The organism is Myceligenerans cantabricum (assembly GCF_054777735.1).
Genome location: NZ_BAAHAJ010000013.1, coordinates 190570 through 212673, shown reverse-complemented (window position 1 = coordinate 212673; position 22104 = coordinate 190570). Strand labels below are relative to the sequence as shown.

Here is a 22104-nt window from a genome sequence, read left to right as displayed (position 1 = left end):
CTGACCCGGTGCGGATCGCCACCTGGAACGTCAACAGCCTTCGCGCGCGGCTCGACCGCACGCTCGCCGTCCTCGAGCGCTGGGACCTCGACGTGTGCGCGATCCAGGAGACCAAGTGCCGTGACGACCAGCTCCCGCTCCAGGCGTTCACCGATGCCGGGTACGAGGTGGCGCACACGGGGCTGAACCAGTGGAACGGGGTGGCGATCGTGTCCCGGGTCGGGCTGGCCGACGTCGCGACGTCATTCCCCGGCCAGCCCGGGTTCCGCAAGCCCGACGTGGACGGCGGCCGAACCGATCAGGTGTCCGCCGGCGCGGCGTCGCCGGACACCCTGCTCGACGTGGAACCCCCCGTCGAGGCTCGCGCCATCGGCGCGACCTGCGGCGGCGTCCGTGTCTGGAGCCTGTACGTGCCCCACGGCCGCGCGCTCGACGACCCCCACTACGCGTACAAGCTCACCTGGCTGGAGCGCTTGCGCGACGCCGCACACCGCTGGGGCGCCGAGCCCGGGGCCCAGGTCGCGCTGATGGGCGACTGGAACGTGATCCCGCTGGACACGGACGTGTACGACGTCGCCGACTTCGCCGGCGGGACCCACGTCTCCGCACCCGAGCGCGCGGCCTTCGACGCCTTCGCCGACGCCGGGTACAGGGAGGTCACGCGCGAGCACCTGCCCGCCGAGCACACCTACACGTACTGGGACTACCAGCAGCTCGCGTTCCCGCGGAACAAGGGCCTCCGGATCGACTTCGCGTGGACGACGGCGGCCGTGGCGCAGCGGGTCCGGGGCGTGACCGTCGACCGGGAGGAGCGCAAGGGCAAGGGTGCGAGCGACCACGTGCCCGTCGTCCTGGAGCTCGCGGACTGAACGGCCCCACGGCCCGCGAGACCGCCCTCCAGCCGGTGGCCCCGTGACGACGTGGCGCAAGTCACCAGCCGATTCAACCGATCGGAGGCGATATCGATAGGTTGGCCTCCATGACGGCGCCCGACAGCCCTGAGGTCAACGAACCGGACGAGCCGACACCGGCCACCGACCCTGCCCAGCCGGCCGGACCTGCAGCGAAGGATCCGGCGGACGAGGTGGACACCGGGGTGGCACAGGCGAGCACCGAGGCCGACGACGCCACGGTCGCCACGGTCGGCACGCCGGAGGCGAACAGCGGCGGCGACGCGACCGACACCCCCACGCGGGACGGTGCCGCCGAGGGTGAGGGGAACGCCACAGCCGATCGGGACGCTACCGGCGAAGCCGCTGCCGAAACCGACGAAGCCGACGCCGCTGCGGGCGAGACCGCCCCCGAACCAGCAGGGAAGAGCGAGGCTGCCGGGAACGAGCCCGTCGGCGCGCAGGTGTCGGCAGTCCAGGGGACGAGCGTCGAAGGCAGCGCAGCACGCGAAGGCAGCGCAGACTTCGAAGGCACCGCGGCCGGCGAAGGCACGAGCGTTGCCGATGAGATCGACGCCGACACCGCGGCTGCCGCGCACGAGACCGGGACTGGGCCCGCATCCGGGAGCAGGACCACGGCGGACGCAGTGACCGAGGCCGCGGCCACCGAGCCCCGGCAGGGGGGCGACGCGTCCGACACCGCCGCTGATCCCGGACACGCCACGGCCGGCGCATCCCCGAGCAACGACAGCGCCACAGCCGGCGAGCTCTCGGCCGCCGGCGACGCCACGACCGGTGCGCCCGAGGCCGACGGCAATGCCACAGCCAGCGCACCCCCAGGCCCCCGCGAAGCCACGGCCGACCGCGACCCCGCGGCCGACGACGGCCCGCCGACCGAGCACGATCCTGCGCCCACCGCGGGCGGTGACGACGCCGGCCCTGTCTCCTTCGAGGATCTCGCCCTGCTGGCGATCTCCTCGGCGCACGGGGAGCAGGTCGGACCGCGGACGATCGCGCAGCCGGCCGAGGACTCGGGCGAGCCGTCGGAGCCCGCGGCCGCGACCAGCACCGGTACCAGCACCGACGCCGTACCGGACGCCTCGCCCGCAAGTGGGGCCGGAGCCGCGGACGCGACCGGCGCGTCGGACGACACCGACGCCCCGGACACGTCCGACGACGACGGCGCCCCCGAACCGGAGGCCTTCCCGGAGCCCGCCCCCGAGCCCGCCTTCGCACCGCCGAGCGGTCCCACTCCCGGCATCGGGCAGCTGCCACCCGTCCCTGCGCCGCCGACCCAGCAGGCCCCGGGGGCGCCGCCCGCGCCGCCCGCTCCCCCGGCACCGCCGCACCCCGCACCGCCCACCCAGCCGCCGTTCGTGCCGACCGGCACCGGCGCCCCGCCCACGGCCGGCTCCCTCACGCAGCCGGCGCAGTTCCCTCCGACGTGGGACACGTCCCAGGACTACGCCCCCGGGACGTCCTACGCAGGGTGGGACCCGGCGGCCGCGGACGCGGCCAAGAAGCGCCGGACGAGGAACTACGGACTGGCCGGGATGGCGGTCGCCGGTATCGCCGTCATCGTCATCGTCGTCTCGGTGGTCGGCAACATCTCGAACAAGCGGGGCTGGGAGCCGGTCGCCGCCGACATCACCCAGGCCAGGGACGTGAACTCCGTGCAGCTGGTGCTCGGGTCGTGCATGGACAAGATCCCGCTCGACGGCGCCGTGAACACCATCCGCGCCGTGCCGTGCGACGCCCCCCACGAGGCGCAGGTGGTGGGCCGCACCGACTTCGGCGAGGACGTGATCTGGCCGGGTGACGACGCCGTCGGGCAGAAGGTCGCGCAGGTCTGCGGTGCCAAGCAGCTGAGCACCGAGGTCCGCGGGAGCGACAAGGCCAAGCGGCTCCGCTACGTCGTCTGGGCGCCGAGCGAGTCGTCCTGGGACGACGGGGACCGCATCGGCCTGTGCGTCGCCGCCAGCGACACGGCTCTCACGGAGTCCCTCCTCAGCTGACCGTGAGGCCGTCCACGCCCTCGCCGCGATCGATGACGACCGTGTCGCCGTCCGAGATCTCGCCGGCCAGGAGGCGCCGGGCCAGCTGGTCGCCGATCTCCCGCTGGACCAGCCGGCGCAACGGTCGCGCCCCGTAGGCAGGGTCGTACCCTTCCAACGCCAGCCACTCGCGGGCGGCGGGCGTGACCTGGAGCGCGATCCGCCGGTCGGCGAGCCGCTGCGCCAGGGCGCCGACCTGCAGGTCCACGATGTGGCCGAGCTCGGCGAGGGTGAGCGCGTCGAAGACGACGACGTCGTCCAGCCGGTTGAGGAACTCCGGCTTGAAGGCCGCGCGGACCGCCGTCATCACGGACTCCCGCTTCTCGGGCTCGTCGAGCGTCGGGTCCACGAGGAACTGCGACCCGAGGTTCGACGTCAGCACCAGGATCGTGGACCGGAAGTCGACGGTGCGGCCCTGCCCGTCGGTGAGGCGACCGTCGTCGAGCACCTGGAGCAGGATGTCGAAGACCTCGGGATGCGCCTTCTCCACCTCGTCGAGGAGCACGACGGAGTAGGGCCGACGCCGCACCGCCTCGGTGAGCTGACCGCCCTCCTCGTACCCGACGTAGCCGGGGGGCGCCCCGACGAGCCGGGCGACCGAGTGCTTCTCGGCGTACTCGGACATGTCGATGCGCACCATGGCGCGCTCGTCGTCGAACAGGAAGTCCGCGAGCGACTTCGCCAGCTCGGTCTTGCCCACGCCCGTCGGGCCGAGGAACAGGAAGGAGCCGGTGGGCCGGTCAGGGTCGGAGACGCCCGCCCGGGAGCGCCGGACGGCGTCGGACACGGTCCGCACCGCTGACGTCTGGCCGATCAGCCGCTCGCCGAGCACGTCCTCCATGTGCAGGAGCTTCTCCTGCTCGCCCTGGAGCAGCCGGCCGGCGGGGATGCCGGTCCACGCGGACACGACCTCGGCGACCTCGTCCGCGGAGACCTTGTCCGCGACCAGCGGCGTCTCGTCCCGGACGAGCTCGTCCCGGCCCTCGGACTCCTCGGCCTCCTCGGCGTCGGCGATCTGCTTCTCCACGAGCGGCATCTCGCCGAACCGCAGGCGCCCCGCGTCCTCGTAGCGGCCCTCGCGCTCGGCACGGTCGGCGTCGGTGCGCAGCTGGTCCAGGCGCGCGCGCAGGTCGCCGACGAGGTTCCGGCCGGACTTCTCCGACTCCCAGCGCGCGGTGAGGGACGCGAGAGCCTCGCGCTTGTCCGCGAGGTCCGCCCGGAGCCTGTCGAGGCGGTCGCGCGACGCGGCGTCCTCGGACTCGCTGAGCACCACCTCCTCCATCTCCAGCCGGGTGACGGCCCGCTGCAGCTCGTCGATCTCCACGGGGGAGGAGTCGAGCTCCATGCGCAGGCGGGAGGCGGCCTCGTCGACCAGGTCGATCGCCTTGTCGGGGAGCTGGCGTCCCGTGATGTAGCGGTCGGAGAGCGCTGCCGCGGCGACGAGCGCGTTGTCCGCGATGGTCACCTTGTGGTGGGCCTCGTAGCGTTCCTTGAGCCCGCGCAGGATCGCCACGGCGTCCTCCACCGACGGCTCGCCGACGAACACCTGCTGGAACCGGCGTTCGAGGGCCGGGTCCTTCTCGACGTTCTCGCGGTACTCGTCGAGCGTGGTCGCGCCGACCATGCGCAGCTCGCCCCGGGCCAGCATCGGCTTGAGCATGTTGCCCGCGTCCATGGCCCCCTCGCCGCCCGCTCCGGCGCCGACCACGGTGTGCAGCTCGTCGATGAACGTGACGACCTCGCCGTCCGACGCGGTGATCTCGTCGAGGACGGCCTTGAGCCGCTCCTCGAACTCGCCCCGGTACTTGGCGCCGGCGACCATGCCGGCGAGGTCGAGCGCGACGAGGCGCTTTCCCTTGAGGGACTCGGGGACGTCGCCGTCGACGATGCGCTGTGCGAGCCCTTCGACGACGGCGGTCTTGCCGACGCCGGGCTCACCGATCAGCACGGGGTTGTTCTTCGTGCGCCGGGAGAGCACCTGGATGACACGCCGGATCTCGGAGTCACGCCCGATCACCGGGTCGAGGGCACCGTCCCGGGCGCGCTCGGTGAGGTCGGTGCCGTACTTCTCCAGGGCCTGGTAGGTGCCTTCGGGATGCGGGCTGGTGACACGGCCGGAGCCGCGGACGGCGGGCAGCGCGGCACGCAGCGAGTCCGCGCCCGCTCCGGCGTCGGACAGGATCTGCGCGGCGGGCGACTGCCCGGCGGAGAGACCGATGAGAAGGTGCTCGGTGGAGACGTACTCGTCGCCGAGCGCCTGGGCCTCCTTGCCGGCCAGGTCGAGCACGGTGGCCATGGCGCGGCTCGCGCCCGGCTGGGCCGTGCTGTCGCCGCTGACCTGCGGCAGCGCGACGAGTGCGGCGCGTGTGCGCCGTCCGACCGCGGCCGTGTCGGCGCCGACGGCCTCGAGCAGGCCCGCGGCGACGCCGCCCTGCTGTGCCAGGAGCGCGCCGAGGAGATGGACCGGTTCGAGCTGTGGGTTGCCCCCCGCCGACGCGGTCTGCAACGCGTCTCCGATCGCCTCCTGCGACCTGGTCGTGAACTTGGTGTCCATGGGTCCTCCGTCCGCTGTCGTCTCTCCCCGGCCAACTATCTCAAAGTTGAGCCTATTCCGCTCAACTTTAGCCCCACGTCGTCCTGCGGCACACTGGCCCGCGTGACCCGTCGCCCGAGAACCGCTCGCCGTCTCGCCGCCGTGGCCGCCGTCGCCCTCACGCTCGCGCTGTCCGGGTGCGTCCGGATGGGCCTGGAGCTGGACCTCGAGCCCGACGACGTCGCGCGCCCCAGCCTGACCCTCGGCGTCGAGGACGAGGTCCTGGAGAACACCGGCCGGTCTGCCGACGACTTCATCGACGCCCTGGTCCGGGGCAACGACCCCGCCGACACCGCGACCCGTGTCGAGGACTGGGCCGCGGAAGGGTACACCGGCGAGCGCTACGTCTACGGCGAGCTCGGCATCGACCAGGTGAGCACGGCGACGAGCCTCCCGGTGAACGTCGTCCGCGAGGGGGACGAGTACGTGGTGTCGGGCTCGCTCGACCTCACCGCCGACGGGCTGGGGCTGAGCAGGGGCGCGTCGCTCGACGACGTCGACGTCGTCATCGACGTCTCGTTCCCCGGCCCGGTCACCGAGTCGAACGGCACGATCGCCGGGAACACCGTGCACTGGGACCCGCCGCTGGGCAGCCGGTACGAGATCCGGGCGCGCGGCTCCGCCGTCGACCCGGCGGCGCCGTCGCCGGACGCTGCCGCGACGGACCAGGACGGCACGACGTCAGGCGTCCCGGACTGGCTCGTCGTCGTCATCGGCCTCGGTGGCCTCGTGATCCTGCTGCTCCTCGCGATCGTCGTGTGGCAGGCGCTCCGCGTCCGCACGAGGGACGACGACGGCCCACCCGCCGGCCCGGCGCCGTGGCCGCAGCCCTACCCACCGCACCCACCGCACCCACCGCACCCACCGCACCCACCGAGCATCCCGCCGCGGGGCAGGGACACCCGGCACGACTAGAATCACCGCAGTCATCGTCCCTGCCGCAACGGAGCCGCCCGATGAGCACCTGGTCCCCCGACGTCCTCGGCGCCGGCTTCGAGTCGCGGCCGCTGACCGTGCCCGGCGACGCCCGCCCGGCGACGCTCGTCCGGCACGTGACCCCCGCGAGCGCGACGAGCGGCAAGCCCGCGATCCTCTACGTGCACGGCTTCGTCGACTACTTCTTCCAGGCGCACGTGGCCGAGCACCTGGCCGCGGCCGGCTACCCGTTCTACGCGATCGACCTGCGGGGATACGGGCGATCGCTGCGCGACGGCGACGACGCGACCACCGTCCCGGCGATCCACGAGCACGCCGCCGACCTCGACGCCGCGGCGCAGGCGGTGCACACGGAGGGACATGACCGGATCGTGCTGCTGGGCCACTCCACCGGCGGCCTCGTCGGCTCGCTGTGGGCGGACGCGCGGCCGGGCGCCGTCGTCGGCATCGTGCTGAACTCGCCGTGGTTCGCGCTGAACAGCGGGTGGTTCAACCGTGTCGTGACGTCGCGCCTCCTGCGCGGGATCGGCGCCGCCGCGCCCCGCGCCCGGGTCAGCGCGCTGGGCGAGGACTACGCCGCGGCCATGCACCAGGACCACGGCGGCGAGTGGAACTTCGACCTGCGGTGGAAGCCGGACCTCCCGGTCCCTGTCCGCGCCGGCTGGCTGGACTCGGTGTGCCGCGCCCACAGGAGGGTCGCCCGCGGGCTGTCGCTGACCGTGCCGGTGCTGGTGACGACGTCCGACGCGACGTCCGCCGGCCGCACGCGCGAGGAGAGCACCACCACGGACGCCGTGCTGAACGTGCAGGACATGTGGGACCGCGCGCCCGGGCTCGGCGACGACGTCCTGGTCGAGACCGTCCCGGGCGGCGCCCACGACCTCGCCCTGTCCCCCGCCCCGGCCCGGGAGCAGTACCTCAAGACCGTCACGGACTGGCTGGACGCACGCTACTGACGGCCGTCAGCGGAGGTCTCGCAGGTAGGCCGCCGTGCCGCCGGAGGCCGCCGTACGGCGCTCGTCCAGGGTCGCGATGATCAGCAGCACCAGCGCCGCCGGGACCAGCGTGAGGATCCACGGCAGGGGCGAGACGCCCACGCCGAGCTTGGCGAACACCACCAGGATCTCCACGCCCAGGGTGACGACGCCGAGCCAGAACGGGGCCGAGAGGCGCAGCCGCGACCCCGCGAGCACCGCCATGAGTGCGACGAACACCACGCCGCAGGCGCGGACCGTGAGCGGGTCGGTGGCCGTGGACAGCACGGACGGGCCGACCAACGCGAGCACGCCCGGCGCGAGCGTCCGCCAGGAGCCCTCGAAGCCGACCGGCCAGGACCCGAGGCGCCGAGGCCTTGCCGAGCCCGAGCCCCGCAGCGCCAGCCAGCCCGCGAGGATCAGCGCCGCGCCGAGCGGCGCCGAGAACGTCTCGACGCGCAGCTCGCGCGGAGTCCAGGCGGCGATCGCGATCAGCGCCGCGCACACCCAGACGAGCCACGGCGGCGCACCCGACGCGCGGCCCGCGACCAGCCGGCGCACGCCCAGCACGAGCAGCGTCAGCAGCAGGAGCTCCAGCCCGAGCAGCGTGACCACGGCGCCCCACGCCGGCTCCATGTGGGCCAGCACGGACACTGTGCCCAGGCCGAGCGCGGGCACGAACCCGTAGCCCCGCAGCAGCAGGGTGAGCCGCGGACCCGCCGCCGGCCGGACCACCAGCACGCTCAGCACGAGCAGCACGACGGCGGCCGCCGCCCAGGAGAGGCCGGCCACGAACTCCGGTCCGGTCGCGGCCGGGATGCCCGCGAACGGTGCCTGGATCCGCTCGACGGTGGACGACGACAGGATGTCGGCGCGCACGCCGCGATCACCGGGCCAGGCCCCGGGCATCGGTGCCACCCGCCACGACTCGATCACGCCGACGAGCGACGTGAGCGCGGCGAGGCCGACCAGTCCCTGCCGCGCCGGGCGCGCCCACGCGAGCCGGCCCGCGAGAAGGGTGGCGGCCAGCGCCGCGAAGCCGGCCCCCACGAGCGCGTAAGCGCGCCAGTCCCCGGCGTCGGACCTGGTCAGGTAGACGATAAAGCTCGGCACGACGGCGAGCGCCGCCCCGGCGGCGGCGAGCGCCCAGGCGTTGCTCGTGGCCCGGCGGCGCGCGACCAGGGCGCCGACCAGCACCGCCCCGGCGGCGGGCGGGAACGTGTACGCCTCGACGAACCGCACACCGTTCGAGGCCAGCGCCGTCCACAGGGCCGCGAGCAGCAGCGCCCCGGCCAGCAGCCAGGCCCGCCGTCGTCCGGGCTCGCGGGCGACGAGCGCCGCGCCGGTGGCCAGGACGAGCAGGACGGCGACGGCGATGTCGGGCCCGGCGGCCGGGCGGGCGTACGCGAGGAAGATCGTGATCGACCCCGTGAGCAGCGCGGAGCGCTCCAGCATCCCGCGCACGGTGCGGGCGAGCGCGGGACCGCCGTCGGGCACCCGGGCGCCGATCCGCTCGGCGACGCGTGCCGCGCCGGCCGCGACCACGGCGACGAACGTCGCGGCGGTCGGCAGCACGTACGGCGACCCGGAGACGTCGAGCAGCATCGCGCCGGCGCTGGTGATCATCACGGAAGCGGTCGGGAGCAGCAGGAACGCCGACCCTGTACGGACGAGCGCCGGCAGGCCCGCCCGGGCGGTGAGCAACAGCACCAGCTCGAGGGCGAGCATCGCGGCGGCCGCGGCCGCCGACCACCAGGTGCGCTCGAACACGACGGTGACCACGCCCGCCAGGAACGGCGTCGCGGTCACGCCGAGCACGACATACCACTCCTGCCGGGAGGTCCGGCTGCCGAGCGTCACGGCGAGCGTCACGAGCGACGCGACCGCCGAGACGGTGCAGACCGCGGCGACGAGCGACAGGTCGAGCCAGGCGAGCACCACGCCGAGCACCACGAGCGGGTACACGTACGCGACGCCGGCCAGCCACGGGTGGGCCGCCCGGGGCAGGGTGCCGCGCAGTGCCAGGACGAGGCCGCAGACGACGAGCGCGCCGGCGGCGGCCGTCGGGCGGGAGAGCCACGAGGACACGCCCAGCAGGACGATCACGGCGAGACCACCCGTGAGCGCGGCGTGCCGCGCGACGCGGCGCTCGACGGCGGTGACCGGGCGGGCGCCGAGCACCCGCGGGCGCTCCGCCGCGCGGGCGAGCGCACGGCCGGTCACCTGCACCACGTCCACGACAGGGCGGAGGCGCGGCCACGCCGTCTGCCGGTCGGCGGTGGCGGCGACGAGCACGAGACCCAGCAGCGCCAGCAGGACCAGCGTCGTCACCGCGAGCAACGACGGGTGCAGCGCGAGGCCGACCGCCGCGAACACGGTCAGGAAGGGCGCGGCCGACCGCTCGAGCCGGGTGTCGCCGCCCGGCGCGAGCCGCGCCGCGAGCAGCGTGACCAGCGCGAGGGCGGTCGCGCCCAGGCCGGCGTAGGCGGCGAGCTGCGCGTCGGAGCCGGTGCCTTCCGGCCCGACGGCGCCGCCCGGCAGGGACCAGTCGGCCTGCGGGGCGGAAAGCGCTGCCGCCCCCACGTCGAGCATCCGGGCCAGCACGAAGAGCAGGGCGGGCAGCGCGGTGACCGCCACGACCACCCAGCCGCTCAGGAGCAGGTCGTCACGGGTGCGCGGGGCGAGCGCGCCGTGGACTGACCCGAGGCGCGCCCACCGGAGAAGGCTCGGGGCGGTCAGGAGGGCGATCGCCGTCCAGGCACCGGCCGCGCCGAGCGGGAGCGATCCGGCGGCGGTCAGCTCGCTCGCCGGGACGAGCAGTGCGCCGGAGCCGGCCGCGAGCACGCCGCCGGCGAACAGCCAGTAGCGGTGGTGGGAGACGCGCCGGAGCACGGCCGTGACGGCGGCGGCGAGGGCGACGAGCACGGCTGTCCCGCCCAGGTCGGAGAGCCGCTCCGGCTGATCGACGTCCACCGACAGGGCGACCGCGACGGGCACGGCGAGCGTGGCCGCCACGTCCAGCGCCCGCCGTTCGGGTGCCAGGCGGGACCCGATGCGAGGACCGGAGACGACGACGGCCAGGCGCACCAGCAGCGTGGCCAGCGCGGCGACCAGGAACCCGACGGCGGGCAGCCACGAGCCGGCCGGCGTCGGGACGGCGGCGAGGATCAGCAGCGCGATCACCGGCACCCCGAGCACCGCGGCCGAGGTCCAGGCGCGGACGCGCACCAGGTGCCCGAGCACGACGGCGACGAGCACGGCGGCGGACCAGAGGATGGCGGCCGTACCGAGATGGTTCGTACCGGGGATCGGCGCGGGCCGCCCGTCCATCCACAGGAGGCTCGACCCGATCAGGGACGTCCACAGGGCGACGGGGAAGCCCGCTGCCCGCACGACCCGGAGGAACGCGGCCTCGGGCGTGAACGGACGGCCGAGGTGCGCGCCGAGCCGGGCGGCGAGCACTGGCGCGCCGCGCCTCGTAGCCCAGGCGACGACGGCGACGAGGACGAACGCGACGGTCCACCACACCGCGGACCACGCGGAGACGGCGACGGCCGCGGCGGCGAGCGGCGGGACGGCCGGCGCGGCGACCAGTCCCGCGGAGACCCAGGACCGCACCCGCAGCCCGGCCCCGGCCAGGAGCCCGACGGCGACGACGACGGTCCAGAGCACCGCGGCCGCGCCCATCCTGGACAGCGGCGGGACCTCGGCGGCCAGGAGCGAGACGATCAGCGCGGCCGGCAGCGCTGCGGCCCGGACCGTCCGCAGAAGGCCCAGCTCCGGCGTGAACGGGGATCCCAGGTGGTCGCCGAGGCGCCGGGCGACGGCTGGGAGGCCGCGGACGGCGGCGAGGGCCACGGCGGCGGCGAGCAGGATCGCCGACACCCACCACCAGGCGGACCACTCGGTCAGGGCCAGGCCGGCCACCGCGAGCAACGGCACGGCCGGGGCGGCCAGCACGGCGGCCGAGATCCATGCACGGACGCGGAACAGGTAGCCGCCCGCCAGCGCGGAGACGACCACGGCGGACCAGAGGACCGTCGTCGTCCCCCAGCCGTTCAGCGGCGGGGTCCCGGGGGCGAAGCAGGCGGCCAGCAGCGCCAGCGGGAAGCCCAGGCCGCGGAACACCCGCAGGAGGGATTCCTCGGTGTCGAACGGCGGCTCGAGAAGGTCGCCAAGCCGCACCGCCAGCGGCGGCAGGGCGCGCATCGCCCCGAAGGAGACGACCGCCACCAGCATGAACGCGCCGGTCCACCACCACGCGGTCCACAGCGGCCCGGCCAGCGCGGCAGCGGCCGTCGCCGGGACCGCGGGCGACGCGAGCAGCGCGGCGGTCACCCAGGAGCGCACCCGCAGCAGGAACCCGCCGAGTAGCGCCAGGACCACGACCGCGGACCAGAGGACCGCCGTCCCGCCCCACTCGGGCAGCAGCGGGCTCTCGAGCGCGGCGACGGACGTGACGAGCGCCGCCGGGACGCCGGCCGCGCGCACCACCCGCAGGATCCGCGTCTCGGTGGTGAACGGGACCGCGGGGTCGCCGCCGAGCCGCCTGCGCAGGGCGGGCAGCACCCGCATCGCCGCGGCCGCGACAGCCGCCACCAGCAGGAACGTCAGCGTCCACCACCAGGCGGACCAGGGGGCGGAGATCGCCCACGTGGCGCCGGGAAGGCCCGCGGCGCCAAGGACGGGCAGGACGGGGGCGGCGAGCACGGCGACGGTGGTCCACGACCGGACACGCAGGACGTAGCCTCCCGCGAGCGCCACGGCCACGACGGCGGACCACAGCACCGCCGTCGCGCCCGTCCCGGTGAGCGGGGGCACCGCACCTGCCGTGAGCGCGGCCACGAGCGCCGCGGGTGGCGCGGCGGCGCGGACGATCTCGAGCCCTCTGCGCTCGACGCCGAGCCGGGTGCCGAGGCGTCTCCCGATGGCCGGCACGAGCCGTACCGCCGCGCGGGCCGCGAACGCCACCAGGACGAACGCCGTCGTCCACCACCAGGGCGACCAGGCGGTGCCCGGCATCCCCGCAGCGGCCGACAACGGCACCGCCAGGACGGCGACGAGGCCTGCCGACACCCAGGAGCGCACCCTCAGCCGGGTACCGACCGAGACGAACACCGGAGCCAGCACAGCCAGTACGGCGGCGCGCGCGAGCGCCGGGTCGAGGCCGCGCAGCAGCCCGGCCTGCAGGGCGAGCTCGACGTCGACCCAGCACAGGACGGCGGCGAGCGCGGCGACGGCCTCGCTCGTGGTCCGCAGGCCGCCGCGGCGCAGCAGCCCGGCGACGGTCGCGGCCGCGACGGTCACGATCCCGGTGACGACGGCGCGCAGGGCGAGGTTGTCGCCGAAGGTGAAGAAGACGAAGACGACGGCCGCGACGGCGAGCAGGGTCGCGCCGGCACCGGCCAGGATCGGCTGCATCGAGACGTTCTCGAACCGGGCGGGGCGGGGTGGGCGGGCGGGCGGCGGGGTCGCGGTCGTCGTGCCCGGAGGCTGGCGGGCGGGGGCCTCCGGCAGGGTCACGGTGCCGGGCGCGGCCTTCGCGGGGGGCGAGGTCGTGGAGCCGGCAGGGGACGCCGTCGAGGGCCGGGGCCGGGGTGTGGCGGGGGCCGAGAGGGTCGGTCGTGGCCGGGCGGCCGGGGCCGGACGAGCGGGCCCGGGGCGGCGCCCGCCCTGCTGCCCGGCCTGCTGCTCGCCCTGCACGGCGCGCATCTGCGCGACCACCTCGTCGCGCCGGCGCAGTGCGGCCGCGGCGTCGAGCGACAGCCGTCGCACCTCGTGCGCGCGCTCGGCCCGCAGGTCGAGGCCGCACCTGTCGCAGACGGACCGGCGCAGGTCCGCCTCACAGGCCGGGCACCTCCGCGTGTCCTCGAGCCGGCGCGCGATGTCCCGCCAGGCCCCCCAGGTCTCGGTCATGCGGCCAGACTGGCGGAACCTGGCTGACGCCAAGGAAAAATATGCCGTTCGGCCAGGAATCTTCCCAGGTTCTCCTCAGGAATCTGGCAGCGTCGTCTCGCGGCCGTCATGTCCGAATCCCGCTAGCCCGGACGGTGGGCCGCGGCGCACGATGGGTGTCATGAGCGACGTCGTCCAGGATTCACGGTTCACCGAGCGGTACCGCGCCATCGCCGCGCGCGACGCCCGGTTCGACGGGCAGTTCTTCACGGCGGTCCGGACCACGGGGATCTACTGCCGGCCGTCGTGCCCCGCGCGCACGCCGAGGGCCGAGAACGTCGTGTTCTACCTGACAAGCGCGGCCGCGCACGACGCCGGGTTCCGCGCGTGCAAGCGCTGCCTCCCCGAGGCGACACCCGGCACGCCCGAGTGGAATCTGCGGCGCGACCTCGCCGGGCGGGCGATGCGGCTGATCGCCGACGGGGTGGTGGACCGCGAGGGGGTCGCCGGGCTCGCCGCGCGGCTCGGCTACTCGGCGCGGCAGGTCAACCGGCTGCTCTTCACCGAGCTCGGCGCGGGGCCGCTCGCGCTGGCCCGCGCGCAGCGGGCGCAGACCGCACGGGCGCTCCTGACCGGCACGAGCCTCAAGCTGGCCGACGTCGCGTTCGCGGCGGGCTTCGGCTCGATCCGCCAGTTCAACGACACGATCACGGAGATCTTCGCCGCCACCCCGTCGGAGATCCGGGCGCGGGCGCGCGGGCGCGGCAACGACGTGTCCGGGCACGCGGCGGGTCACCAGGGGCAGGCACAGCTGCTACGGCTCAGCCTGCCCGTGCGGCTGCCGTTCGACGCACGAGGGGTGCTCGGGTTCCTCGCCGCCCGGGCGATCGACGGCGTGGAGTCGGCCGACCTCGCCGGCCCGGAGCTCCGCTACGCCCGCACCATCCCCCTCCCGCACGGCCCGGGCGCCTTCGAGGTCCGTTACCGCGAGCCGCCGGACGCCGGCCCGGCGTCCGGCCGTCCCGGGAGCGTGGAGGTCGCCGTCGAGGTGACACATCTCGCCGACGTCCCCGTCGCGGTGTCCCGGATCCGGCGGCTGCTGGACCTGGACGCCGACCCGGCCGCCGTCGACCATGCCCTGGCCGCCGGGCCCGGCCTCGCCGCGAGCGTCGCCGCGACCCCCGGCATCCGCGTGCCCGGCGCCGTGGACGCCGCCGAGCTGCTGGTCCGGGCGATCGTCGGCCAGCAGATCAGCGTCGCCGCCGCTCGCACGCACCTGTCCAGGCTCACCACCGCCACCGGGCAGCCGTACTCGTCCGGCATCGCCGGCCTCTCGCGTGTGTTCCCCACGCCGGAGCAGGTGGCCGACGGCGCGCACGACCATCTCCGGCTCCCCGCACGCAACGTCGCCGCCATCGCCGCCGCCGCCAGGGCGATCGCCACCGGCGATCTCGCCGTGACCGTCGGCGACGACGCTGCCGACCTACGCGACCGTCTCGTCGCGCGCCCCGGGATCGGCCCCTGGACGGCGGGCTACGTCGCCCTGCGCGTGCTCGGCGACCCGGACGTGCTCATGGACGGCGACGTGGCGTTGCTGGCGGGCGCCCGCGCGCTGCACCTGCTCGATGCCGCGGCACCACGCTCCAGGCAGTTCCGCGAGCTGGCCGAACGCGGCAGGTCCTGGGCTCCGTGGCGGTCCTACGCCGCGATGCACCTCTGGCGTGCCGCCTGACCCCGACGCACCACGCCCCGCATCCACATCCACATCCACATCCACATCATCGCCCGACACACAAGGACTCCCGCCGTGCACACCACCAGGCTCACCACACCAGACGGCCCGTTCACCCTCGTCACGTCCGATGACGCCGTGCTCGCCTCGGGCTGGACCGAGGACCTGGACAGCCTCGTCGCCCTGATCCACCGCTCCCTGCTGCCGGCCGGCGCGCCGGGGCCGTCATCGTCGCCGGGCGTTCTCGACGACGCCGCCGCGGCCGTCGTCGCCTACTACCAGGGCGACCACGGCGCTCCCGCGCGCGTTCCCGTGCGGCAGGCGAGCGGCGAGTACCGGACGCACGCGTGGGACGTGCTGCGCGACGTAGCCCCGGGCGCGCGGCTCACCTACACGCAGTACGCGGCCCGGACCGGACGTCCGGCGGCCGTGCGGGCCGCGGCGGGGGCCTGCGCGATGAACGCGGCCGCGCTGTTCGTGCCGTGCCACCGCGTGCTGCGCACGGACGGCACCCTGGGCGGCTTCCGCTACGGGCTCGCCATCAAGGAGAGCCTGCTGGGCCGGGAACGGACGCAGTAGCACGGCCGCCCGCCACGGGGGCGGCCGGGGCAGCGGTGCCCGCCCCGGCCGCTCCGGAGGGCACCGTCAGCCCTTGACCGCACCCGCGAGCATGCCGCGCACGAAGTAGCGCTGCAGCGCCAGGAACACGATCACCGGCACGATCATCGAGATGAAGGCGCCGGCAGACAGCACGTGCCAGTCGCCGCCGCGGGAACCCGCCAGCTCCGCGATCCGCACCGTGAGCGGGAAGGTCCGCAGGTCACCCATGACCAGCGCGACCAGCAGGTCGTTCCACACCCACAGGAACTGGAAGATGCCGAACGCCGCGATCGCCGGCGTGAGCAGCGGCATCATCACCGTGAAGAAGATCTTCACGTGCCCGGCGCCGTCGACCCGCGCCGCCTCGACGAGCGACCTCGGTACTTCCTTCATGAAGTTGTGCAGCAGGAAGATCGCCAGCGGCAGCGCGAAGATCGAGTGCGACAGCCAGATGGTCCAGAACGTGCCGTCGATGCCGAGGTCCACGTAGGCCGACAGCAGCGGAACGAGCGTGATCTGGATCGGCACGATCTGCAGCGCGAACACCGCGATGAACAGGAAGTCGCGCCCCTTGAAGTCGATCCACGCGAACCCGTAGGCGGCCAGCAGCGCGATCGAGATCGGGATGAACACGGCCGGCAGCGTGACCACGAACGAGTTCACGAAGAACTCGACCATGTTGGTCGAGCTGCCGTACAGGGCCGTCTCGTAGTTCCGCAGCGAGAACACACCCTCGCCTGCGAGCGCGTCGCCGAAGACCGTCCACCAGCCGCTCGTGCGGATGTCCAGCTCCGGCCGGAACGAGGTGACGAGCAGTCCCACGGTCGGCACGGTCCAGATGATCGCGATCACGATCGCGAGCGTGCTCGCCCACGGGTTGCTCAGCGCCTTGCGTGCCTTGCGCGCGCGCTCGCTCATGCCCGACGACGCCGGCCGGACGGGCTCGGGTGTCGGCGTCGTCGTCTCCGCCGTGGTCATCGGATCTCCTCCACCTTGCGCTGCTGGCGGACGTTGTACACGACCACCGGGACGACGATGACGAACAGCAGGACGGCCAGCGCGGCGGCCATGCCGGCGTCGTTCTGCCGGAAGCCCTGGTCGTAGAACTCGAGAGCCACGATCGACGTGTCGAAGCGCCCGGCCGTCATGGTCCGCACGATGTCGAAGGTCTTCAGCGTGGTCATGGCGATCGTCGTGAGGACGACGATGAGCGCCGGGCGGATGCTCGGGATCGTGATGCGCCAGAACATGCCGAAGCCGTTGACGCCGTCGAGCCGCGCGGCCTCCACGATATCGGTCGGGATCGCCTTGATCGACGCCGACAGCAGGGTCATCGCGAAGCCCGTCTGGATCCAGACGAAGACGACCATGATCAGGAACGTGTTCAGCGGCCGGCTCAGCAGGAGCTGCTGCGGCTCACCACCGAGCCACACCAGGAACTGGTTGAGCAGGCCCGTCTGCTCGACCCCCTCGGGCTTGAACTCGTAGACGAACTTCCAGATGATCGACGCGCCCACCATGGAGATGGCCATCGGGAGGAAGACCAGGCCCTTGGCGAACTTCTCGAACGCGCTCCGGTCCACGAGGTAGGCGTAGACGAGGCCGAGGAACGTGGCCACGAACGGCGCCACGAGGACCCACAGGGCCGTGTTGCCGAGCACGATGAGGAACTGGGGCTCCGTGAAGGCCCGCACGTAGTTGTCGAGGCCGACGAACTCACCGGAGTTGCGGCGCAGGAACGACGTCCACATGGTGCGCACCGCCGGGTACACCAGCCCCAGCAGGAGCAGCAGCAGGGCGACACCGGTGAAACCGAAGCCGACGAACCAGCGCGCCGGGTTCCGCGGACGGTCGACGACGAAGAGAATGATCGCCATCAGCGCCACGAACAGCCCGATCGCGATCAGCATGAGAAGCAGCTTGTGCACCGGGTCGTCGCCGGCGTGCAGTAGCCAGTCCAAGGGAGTTCTCCTGACTTGTGGGGGTGCGGTCCGCGCCGTCGGGGACCATGATCACCGGGCAGGGTCGTGCGGGTGGGCGGCTCGGCGGCCCACCCGCACGTCCTCAGGCGCGATCGGTCCTAGGGCCAGGACTTCTCGATGTCGCCGACGACCTGGTCGGTCGACCTGTCGCTCGCGAACCACTCGGTCATGCCGGACCAGAAGGAGTCCGTACCGACGGCGGCGGGCATCAGGTCGGACGCGTCGAAGCGAGCGACCGTGGCCTCGTCGGCGAGGATCTCGGCCGACAGCTTGTCGAAGTCGGTCGCGAGGTTCTCCGGGTCCATGCCGTTGTTCGCGCTGACCCAGCCACCAGCAGGCGTGGCCGTGGCCTTGGCGTTCGCCCAGTCGGAGCTGGACAGGTACGTCTGGAACGCCTGCACCTCCGGCCGCTCCTCGAACGCGGCGATGAACTCGCCGGCCACGAGGGTCGGCTTCTCGTCGGTGGTCAGGGCCGGCAGGTAGAACGCGTACACGTCACCGTCAGGACCGACCTCCGTGCCCTCCGGCCACTGCGTGGCGTAGAAGTTCGCGGCGCGGTGCATCCAGCAGTTGCCGTCGAGGATCGGGTAGCCGGCGTCGGTCCACGACGCGGTGGCGATCGAGTCGACGTCGCCGAGACCGCCGTTCACGTAGTCCGGGTTCTTGAGGATCTCGCCCGCCATGTCGAAGGCCTCGACGATCTGCGGGTCGTCGAACGGGATCTCGTGGGTGTACCACTGGTCGTAGACGTCCGGGCCCGCGGAACGGAGCACCGCGTCCTCGATCCAGTCCGTCGCCGGCCAGCCGGTCGCGTCACCGGACTCCACGCCCGCGCACCACGGCCTGGCCGCACCCTCGTTGTCCTCGGCGATGGTCTCGGTGAGGGTGATCATGTCGTCCCAGGTCTCCGGGACCTCGTAGCCCGCGTCGGCGAACATGCCGGGGGAGTACCAGACGAACGACTTGACGTTGGAGCCGAGCGGCGCGGCGTAGAAGGTGCCGTCGACCGTCCCGTACTCCTTCCAGTCCGGCGCCCAGAACTCGTCGACGTTCGCCTCGACCGACTCGGGAGCCGGCAGCACCGCGTCGTACTCGGTGACGAGCGTGTTCAGCAGGCCCGGCTGCGGCAGGATCGCGAGGTCCGGCGGGTTGCCGGCCTGGACGCGGACGGGCAGCTGTGCCTCCATCTCGCGCGATGCCTCATATTCGACCTCGACGCCGGTGCACTCCTCGAACGGCTCGTACGACGCCTGCTGCGTCTCGGCCTCCGGCTCGACGATCGTGGTGTAGACGGTGACGGTCGTGCCTTCGAGGTCGCCGAACTCCTCGTACGCGGCGCAGTCGATCCCGAACGCCTCGACGTCTCCGTCGTCGCCCCCGGATCCTTCGTCTGTGTCGGCGCACGCGCCAAGCAGGAGCGCGGTACTCGCTACGCCGGCTGCCAGGGCGAGGCCCCGACGGCGGCCGCCGAACTTGTGGATCCTCATCGGTTCCTCCACTGCAATGTGGTCAACTATTCTGACGTGCAGGTACATCCTCGCCCCAAGGCCAGGTGTCCTACGACCAACGGAACCCTGGTTCGACGTCGAACGCAACTACTTCCACCGTGTTGCAAGATTACGAAACCATTGCAATCGGCACCTCGCCGCGACCGTGCCGCGCGCGGCACGGCGTCGCACATCACACGTCGATCCGGGGGAGGCGACGTAGGCTTGTCCTCGCGCTCCCGCCCCTGGGCGGAGGCGCCCCAGGACTTTCCAGCAGCCACAGAAGGACGGACATGATCGAGCTGAGGACTCCCCGCGAGGTCGAGGAGATGCGGCCCGCCGGTCGCTTCGTGGGCGAGGTGCTCACCACGGTCAAGGAGGCCACCAAGCCGGGGGTGAACCTGCTCGAGCTCGACGAGATCGCGCACAAGATGATCCGGGACCGCGGCGCCGAGTCGTGCTACATCGACTACCACCCGTCGTTCGGCGCGATGCCGTTCGGCAAGGTGATCTGCACGTCCGTGAACGACGCCGTGCTGCACGGCCTCCCGCACGACTACGCGCTGCGCGACGGCGACCTGCTGTCGATCGACTTCGCCGTGTCGGTGGACGGCTGGGTGTCGGACTCCGCGCTGTCCTTCGTCGTGGGGAACCCGCTGCCGGGCCGCGCCGAGACCGACGCGAAGCTCATCCGCACCTCGGAGGCGGCCCTGGAGGCCGGCATCGCGGCCGCGACCGCGGGCAACAAGGTCGGCGACATCTCCGCGGCCATCGCCCGGGTGGGCCACGGGGCGGGCTACTCGATCAACACCGACTTCGGCGGCCACGGCGTCGGCCGCACCATGCACGGTGACCCGCACATCCCGAACGACGGCCGGGCCCGCCGCGGCTTCCCGCTCAAGCCGGGCCTGGTCATCGCGGTGGAGCCGTGGTTCCTGGAGACGACGGACGAGATCTGGACGGACCCCGACGGCTGGACGCTCCGCTCGAAGGACGGCTCGCGCGGCGCCCACAGCGAGCACACGATCGTCATCACCGAGGACGAGCCGATCATCCTCACCGCCCGGGACTGACCCGGCTTCAGACGGAGAGCAGGACCGGGACGAGCCCGTCGTCGTCCAGCGTGCCCGTCACCTCGTTCGCGCCGGCCTTGACCGTCTCGGAGGAGTGGCCCATCGCCACGCCCCGGGAGGCCCAGGCCATCATCTCGAGGTCGTTCACGCCGTCGCCTACGGCGATCGTCCGGTGCAGCGCGACGCGCAACGTGCGGCGGATGATCTCCAGCGACGTCGCCTTGCTCAGGCTGGTGGGGGTGACGTCGATCCAGTCGTCGGCGGTGGGGACGGCCGTGGCCTCCAGCGAGCGCAGCGGCCCGAGCAGCTTCTCCGCCACGTCAGGGCCCTTCACGATCGCCCGCGTGACGGGGACCGACCACAGGTCGGCGAGCGGGACGATCTCCTGCTGCCCGTTCACGCTCCCCTCGGCGAAGCGGTCGAGCACGCGGTAGCCCCAGCCGATCTCCTCGACCGCCAGGTTCACCTCCGGCACGAGGGCCAGCGCACGTTGCAGCACGGGCTCGGGGTCGAAGGTCCGCACGTCCGAGAGCGTGTAGCCGCCGGCCACCCCCATGCTGAGCCGCGCGGTGACGGCGCCGTTGGACGCCACGACCCACCCGGTCTGGATCCCGAGCTGCTCCGCGATCGGCAGGATCCCGACCAGCGAGCGCCCGGAGGCGAGCACGACGTGGTGTCCGGCCGCTCGCACCCGCGCCACTGCCTCGCGCACGGCGTCGGTGATCTCGAGCGTCCCGGACGTGGCGATGGTCCCGTCGATGTCGAGGGCGACGAGCGCCGGTTCCCCGACCGATCTGCCGACGGTATGCGTGTGCACGGACTGAGGCGCCCTCGTGGGCGACAGGGGTTCCAACTGCATGCCGCTTACCTCCGGCCTTGCCGCTTTGAATCTCACCCACCGGTGAGACAGGTCACAAGGTATCGGATTCATGCGACTGCACATAGCGGTGTCCGTGATTCAGGCGAAAACGGGAATACGGTTCACCTCGCCGTCAGCCGGCCAGGAGCGACCTGAGGACCGGCACCACGCCGTCCTCCTCGATGCCGCCGGTGACCTCGTCCGCCGCGTCCTGGACCGCGTCCGAGGCGTGCCCCATCGCGACACCGCGCGCCGCCCAGCGCAGCATGTCGATGTCGTTCGCGCCGTCACCGACCGCCATCGTGCGCTCCGCGGGCACACCGAGCTCCTGACGCACCCGCTCCAGGCCGGACGCCTTCGTGACGCCCATCGGCGCGATGTCCATCCACGCCGACCAGCCCACCGCGTACGTCACGTCCTCGAGGCCGACCGCCTCGGCGAGCCGGTGGAACTCGCTGCTGGTGCTTCCCGGCGCGCGCACGACGACGCGGGTCACGTCCGCCGACCACAGCTCCTCGAAGTCCACGATCTCGTGCTGCCCCTTCAGCTCCCCGTCCGGGAAGTGCTCGGTCAGCCGGAAGCCGATGCCGACGTCCTCCACCGCGTACCGGGCCTCCGGGAGGTGCTCGCGCAGGAGCCGGAGCGCCGGGCCGGGGTCGAAGGTCTCGACGAAGTCGAGCACGTACCCCTCCGGCGCGCCCGGGTCCAGCCGCGCCACCACGGCGCCGTTGGACGCGACGATCCAGCCCTCCTCGATCTTCAGCTCCGCGGCCAGGGACGTCATCGCGATCAGCGACCGGCCCGAGGACAGCACCACATGGTGTCCCGCGGAGCGCGCCGCGACGACCGCCTCCCGCGCCGCCTCCGAGAGCTCCTCGTCGTAGGTGACGAGCGTCCCGTCGATGTCCAGCGCGACGAGCCAGGGCGCCGTGCCCGACGACGACGCTTCGGCGGCTTCGAGATCCGGAGTAGTCACGCCCTGCACTGTACGACCCCGGGCGGAACAGAACATGACGCCCCCCGAAAATC

General features: G+C 73.4%; 14 protein-coding genes. 7 read left to right on the top strand and 7 right to left on the bottom strand.

What is annotated here, in order from left to right:
* Positions 1 to 8 precede the first annotated feature (8 nt).
* Together ACYU96_RS18095 and ACYU96_RS18090 are read left to right on the top strand one after the other, a co-directional pair.
* On the top strand, positions 9 to 869 hold the full coding sequence (locus ACYU96_RS18095) for an exodeoxyribonuclease III (RefSeq protein ID WP_460756682.1): 861 nt from the start codon (positions 9 to 11) through the stop codon (positions 867 to 869).
* Positions 870 to 979: 110 nt separating this feature from the next.
* A complete protein-coding gene (locus tag ACYU96_RS18090) occupies positions 980 to 2905 on the top strand; it encodes a septum formation family protein (protein WP_460756680.1) in 1926 nt (641 codons plus the stop codon).
* Here ACYU96_RS18090 and clpB read toward each other — a convergent pair.
* Entirely contained in the window at positions 2898 to 5498 is a 2601-nt protein-coding gene (clpB, locus tag ACYU96_RS18085) for an ATP-dependent chaperone ClpB (RefSeq protein WP_460756677.1), read from the bottom strand. The two genes, ACYU96_RS18090 and clpB, sit on opposite strands and share 8 nt — an antisense overlap.
* 102 nt (positions 5499 to 5600) lie before the next feature.
* Here clpB and ACYU96_RS18080 point away from each other — a divergent pair, with 102 nt between their 5' ends.
* Both ACYU96_RS18080 and ACYU96_RS18075 read left to right on the top strand, forming a co-directional pair.
* Complete coding sequence (locus tag ACYU96_RS18080) at positions 5601 to 6452, top strand: LppM family (lipo)protein (RefSeq protein ID WP_460756674.1); 852 nt, start codon at positions 5601 to 5603, stop codon at positions 6450 to 6452.
* Between the two features lie 41 nt (positions 6453 to 6493).
* Complete coding sequence (locus ACYU96_RS18075; protein WP_460756672.1) at positions 6494 to 7429, top strand: alpha/beta hydrolase; 936 nt, start codon at positions 6494 to 6496, stop codon at positions 7427 to 7429.
* Between the two features lie 6 nt (positions 7430 to 7435).
* Here the strand turns inward: ACYU96_RS18075 and ACYU96_RS18070 are convergent, their stop codons facing one another.
* Positions 7436 to 13363 carry an SCO7613 C-terminal domain-containing membrane protein gene (locus ACYU96_RS18070; RefSeq protein ID WP_460756669.1) on the bottom strand — a complete coding sequence of 1976 codons (5928 nt, stop codon included), beginning with the start codon at positions 13361 to 13363 and terminating at the stop codon, positions 7436 to 7438.
* Positions 13364 to 13523: 160 nt separating this feature from the next.
* Here ACYU96_RS18070 and ACYU96_RS18065 point away from each other — a divergent pair, with 160 nt between their 5' ends.
* Together ACYU96_RS18065 and ACYU96_RS18060 are read left to right on the top strand one after the other, a co-directional pair.
* Positions 13524 to 15074: an Ada metal-binding domain-containing protein gene (locus ACYU96_RS18065; RefSeq protein ID WP_460756666.1), complete on the top strand. Its 1551-nt coding sequence runs from the start codon at positions 13524 to 13526 to the stop codon at positions 15072 to 15074.
* Between the two features lie 75 nt (positions 15075 to 15149).
* Entirely contained in the window at positions 15150 to 15653 is a 504-nt protein-coding gene (locus tag ACYU96_RS18060; RefSeq protein ID WP_460756663.1) for a methylated-DNA--[protein]-cysteine S-methyltransferase, read from the top strand.
* 66 nt (positions 15654 to 15719) lie between these two features.
* On the opposite strand, the gene ACYU96_RS18055 is transcribed toward ACYU96_RS18060, so the two are convergent.
* The 3 genes from ACYU96_RS18055 to ACYU96_RS18045 all read right to left on the bottom strand — a co-directional run bounded on the left by ACYU96_RS18055 (position 15720) and on the right by ACYU96_RS18045 (position 19143).
* A complete protein-coding gene (locus ACYU96_RS18055; RefSeq protein WP_460756661.1) occupies positions 15720 to 16652 on the bottom strand; it encodes a carbohydrate ABC transporter permease in 933 nt (310 codons plus the stop codon).
* A complete protein-coding gene (locus ACYU96_RS18050; RefSeq protein WP_460756658.1) occupies positions 16649 to 17635 on the bottom strand; it encodes a carbohydrate ABC transporter permease in 987 nt (328 codons plus the stop codon). The genes ACYU96_RS18055 and ACYU96_RS18050 overlap by 4 nt, the downstream gene beginning before the upstream one ends.
* Before the next feature lie 119 nt (positions 17636 to 17754).
* On the bottom strand, positions 17755 to 19143 hold the full coding sequence (locus ACYU96_RS18045; RefSeq protein ID WP_460756655.1) for an ABC transporter substrate-binding protein: 1389 nt from the start codon (positions 19141 to 19143) through the stop codon (positions 17755 to 17757).
* Between the two features lie 293 nt (positions 19144 to 19436).
* Between ACYU96_RS18045 and map the strand changes: the two genes are divergently transcribed.
* Positions 19437 to 20216: a type I methionyl aminopeptidase gene (gene map, locus ACYU96_RS18040; RefSeq protein WP_460756652.1), complete on the top strand. Its 780-nt coding sequence runs from the start codon at positions 19437 to 19439 to the stop codon at positions 20214 to 20216.
* A 7-nt stretch (positions 20217 to 20223) separates the two neighbouring features.
* Here map and ACYU96_RS18035 read toward each other — a convergent pair whose 3' ends face one another.
* Both ACYU96_RS18035 and ACYU96_RS18030 read right to left on the bottom strand, forming a co-directional pair.
* Positions 20224 to 21033, bottom strand: coding sequence for an HAD family hydrolase (locus tag ACYU96_RS18035; protein ID WP_460756649.1), 810 nt, complete (start codon positions 21031 to 21033; stop codon positions 20224 to 20226).
* A gap of 175 nt (positions 21034 to 21208) precedes the next feature.
* A complete protein-coding gene (locus tag ACYU96_RS18030; RefSeq protein WP_460756645.1) occupies positions 21209 to 22051 on the bottom strand; it encodes an HAD family hydrolase in 843 nt (280 codons plus the stop codon).
* Positions 22052 to 22104 lie beyond the last annotated feature (53 nt).

Bases quoted from the DNA above. Each gene is read 5' to 3' on its own strand.
- ACYU96_RS18055 (WP_460756661.1), bottom strand. From the start codon at position 16,652: ATGACCACGGCGGAGACGACGACGCCGACACCCGAGCCCGTCCGGCCG.
- ACYU96_RS18065 (WP_460756666.1), top strand. From the start codon at position 13,524: ATGAGCGACGTCGTCCAGGATTCACGGTTCACCGAGCGGTACCGCGCC.
- ACYU96_RS18075 (WP_460756672.1), top strand. From the start codon at position 6,494: ATGAGCACCTGGTCCCCCGACGTCCTCGGCGCCGGCTTCGAGTCGCGG.
- ACYU96_RS18045 (WP_460756655.1), bottom strand. From the start codon at position 19,143: ATGAGGATCCACAAGTTCGGCGGCCGCCGTCGGGGCCTCGCCCTGGCA.
- ACYU96_RS18070 (WP_460756669.1), bottom strand. From the start codon at position 13,363: ATGACCGAGACCTGGGGGGCCTGGCGGGACATCGCGCGCCGGCTCGAG.
- clpB (WP_460756677.1), bottom strand. From the start codon at position 5,498: ATGGACACCAAGTTCACGACCAGGTCGCAGGAGGCGATCGGAGACGCG.
- ACYU96_RS18090 (WP_460756680.1), top strand. From the start codon at position 980: ATGACGGCGCCCGACAGCCCTGAGGTCAACGAACCGGACGAGCCGACA.
- map (WP_460756652.1), top strand. From the start codon at position 19,437: ATGATCGAGCTGAGGACTCCCCGCGAGGTCGAGGAGATGCGGCCCGCC.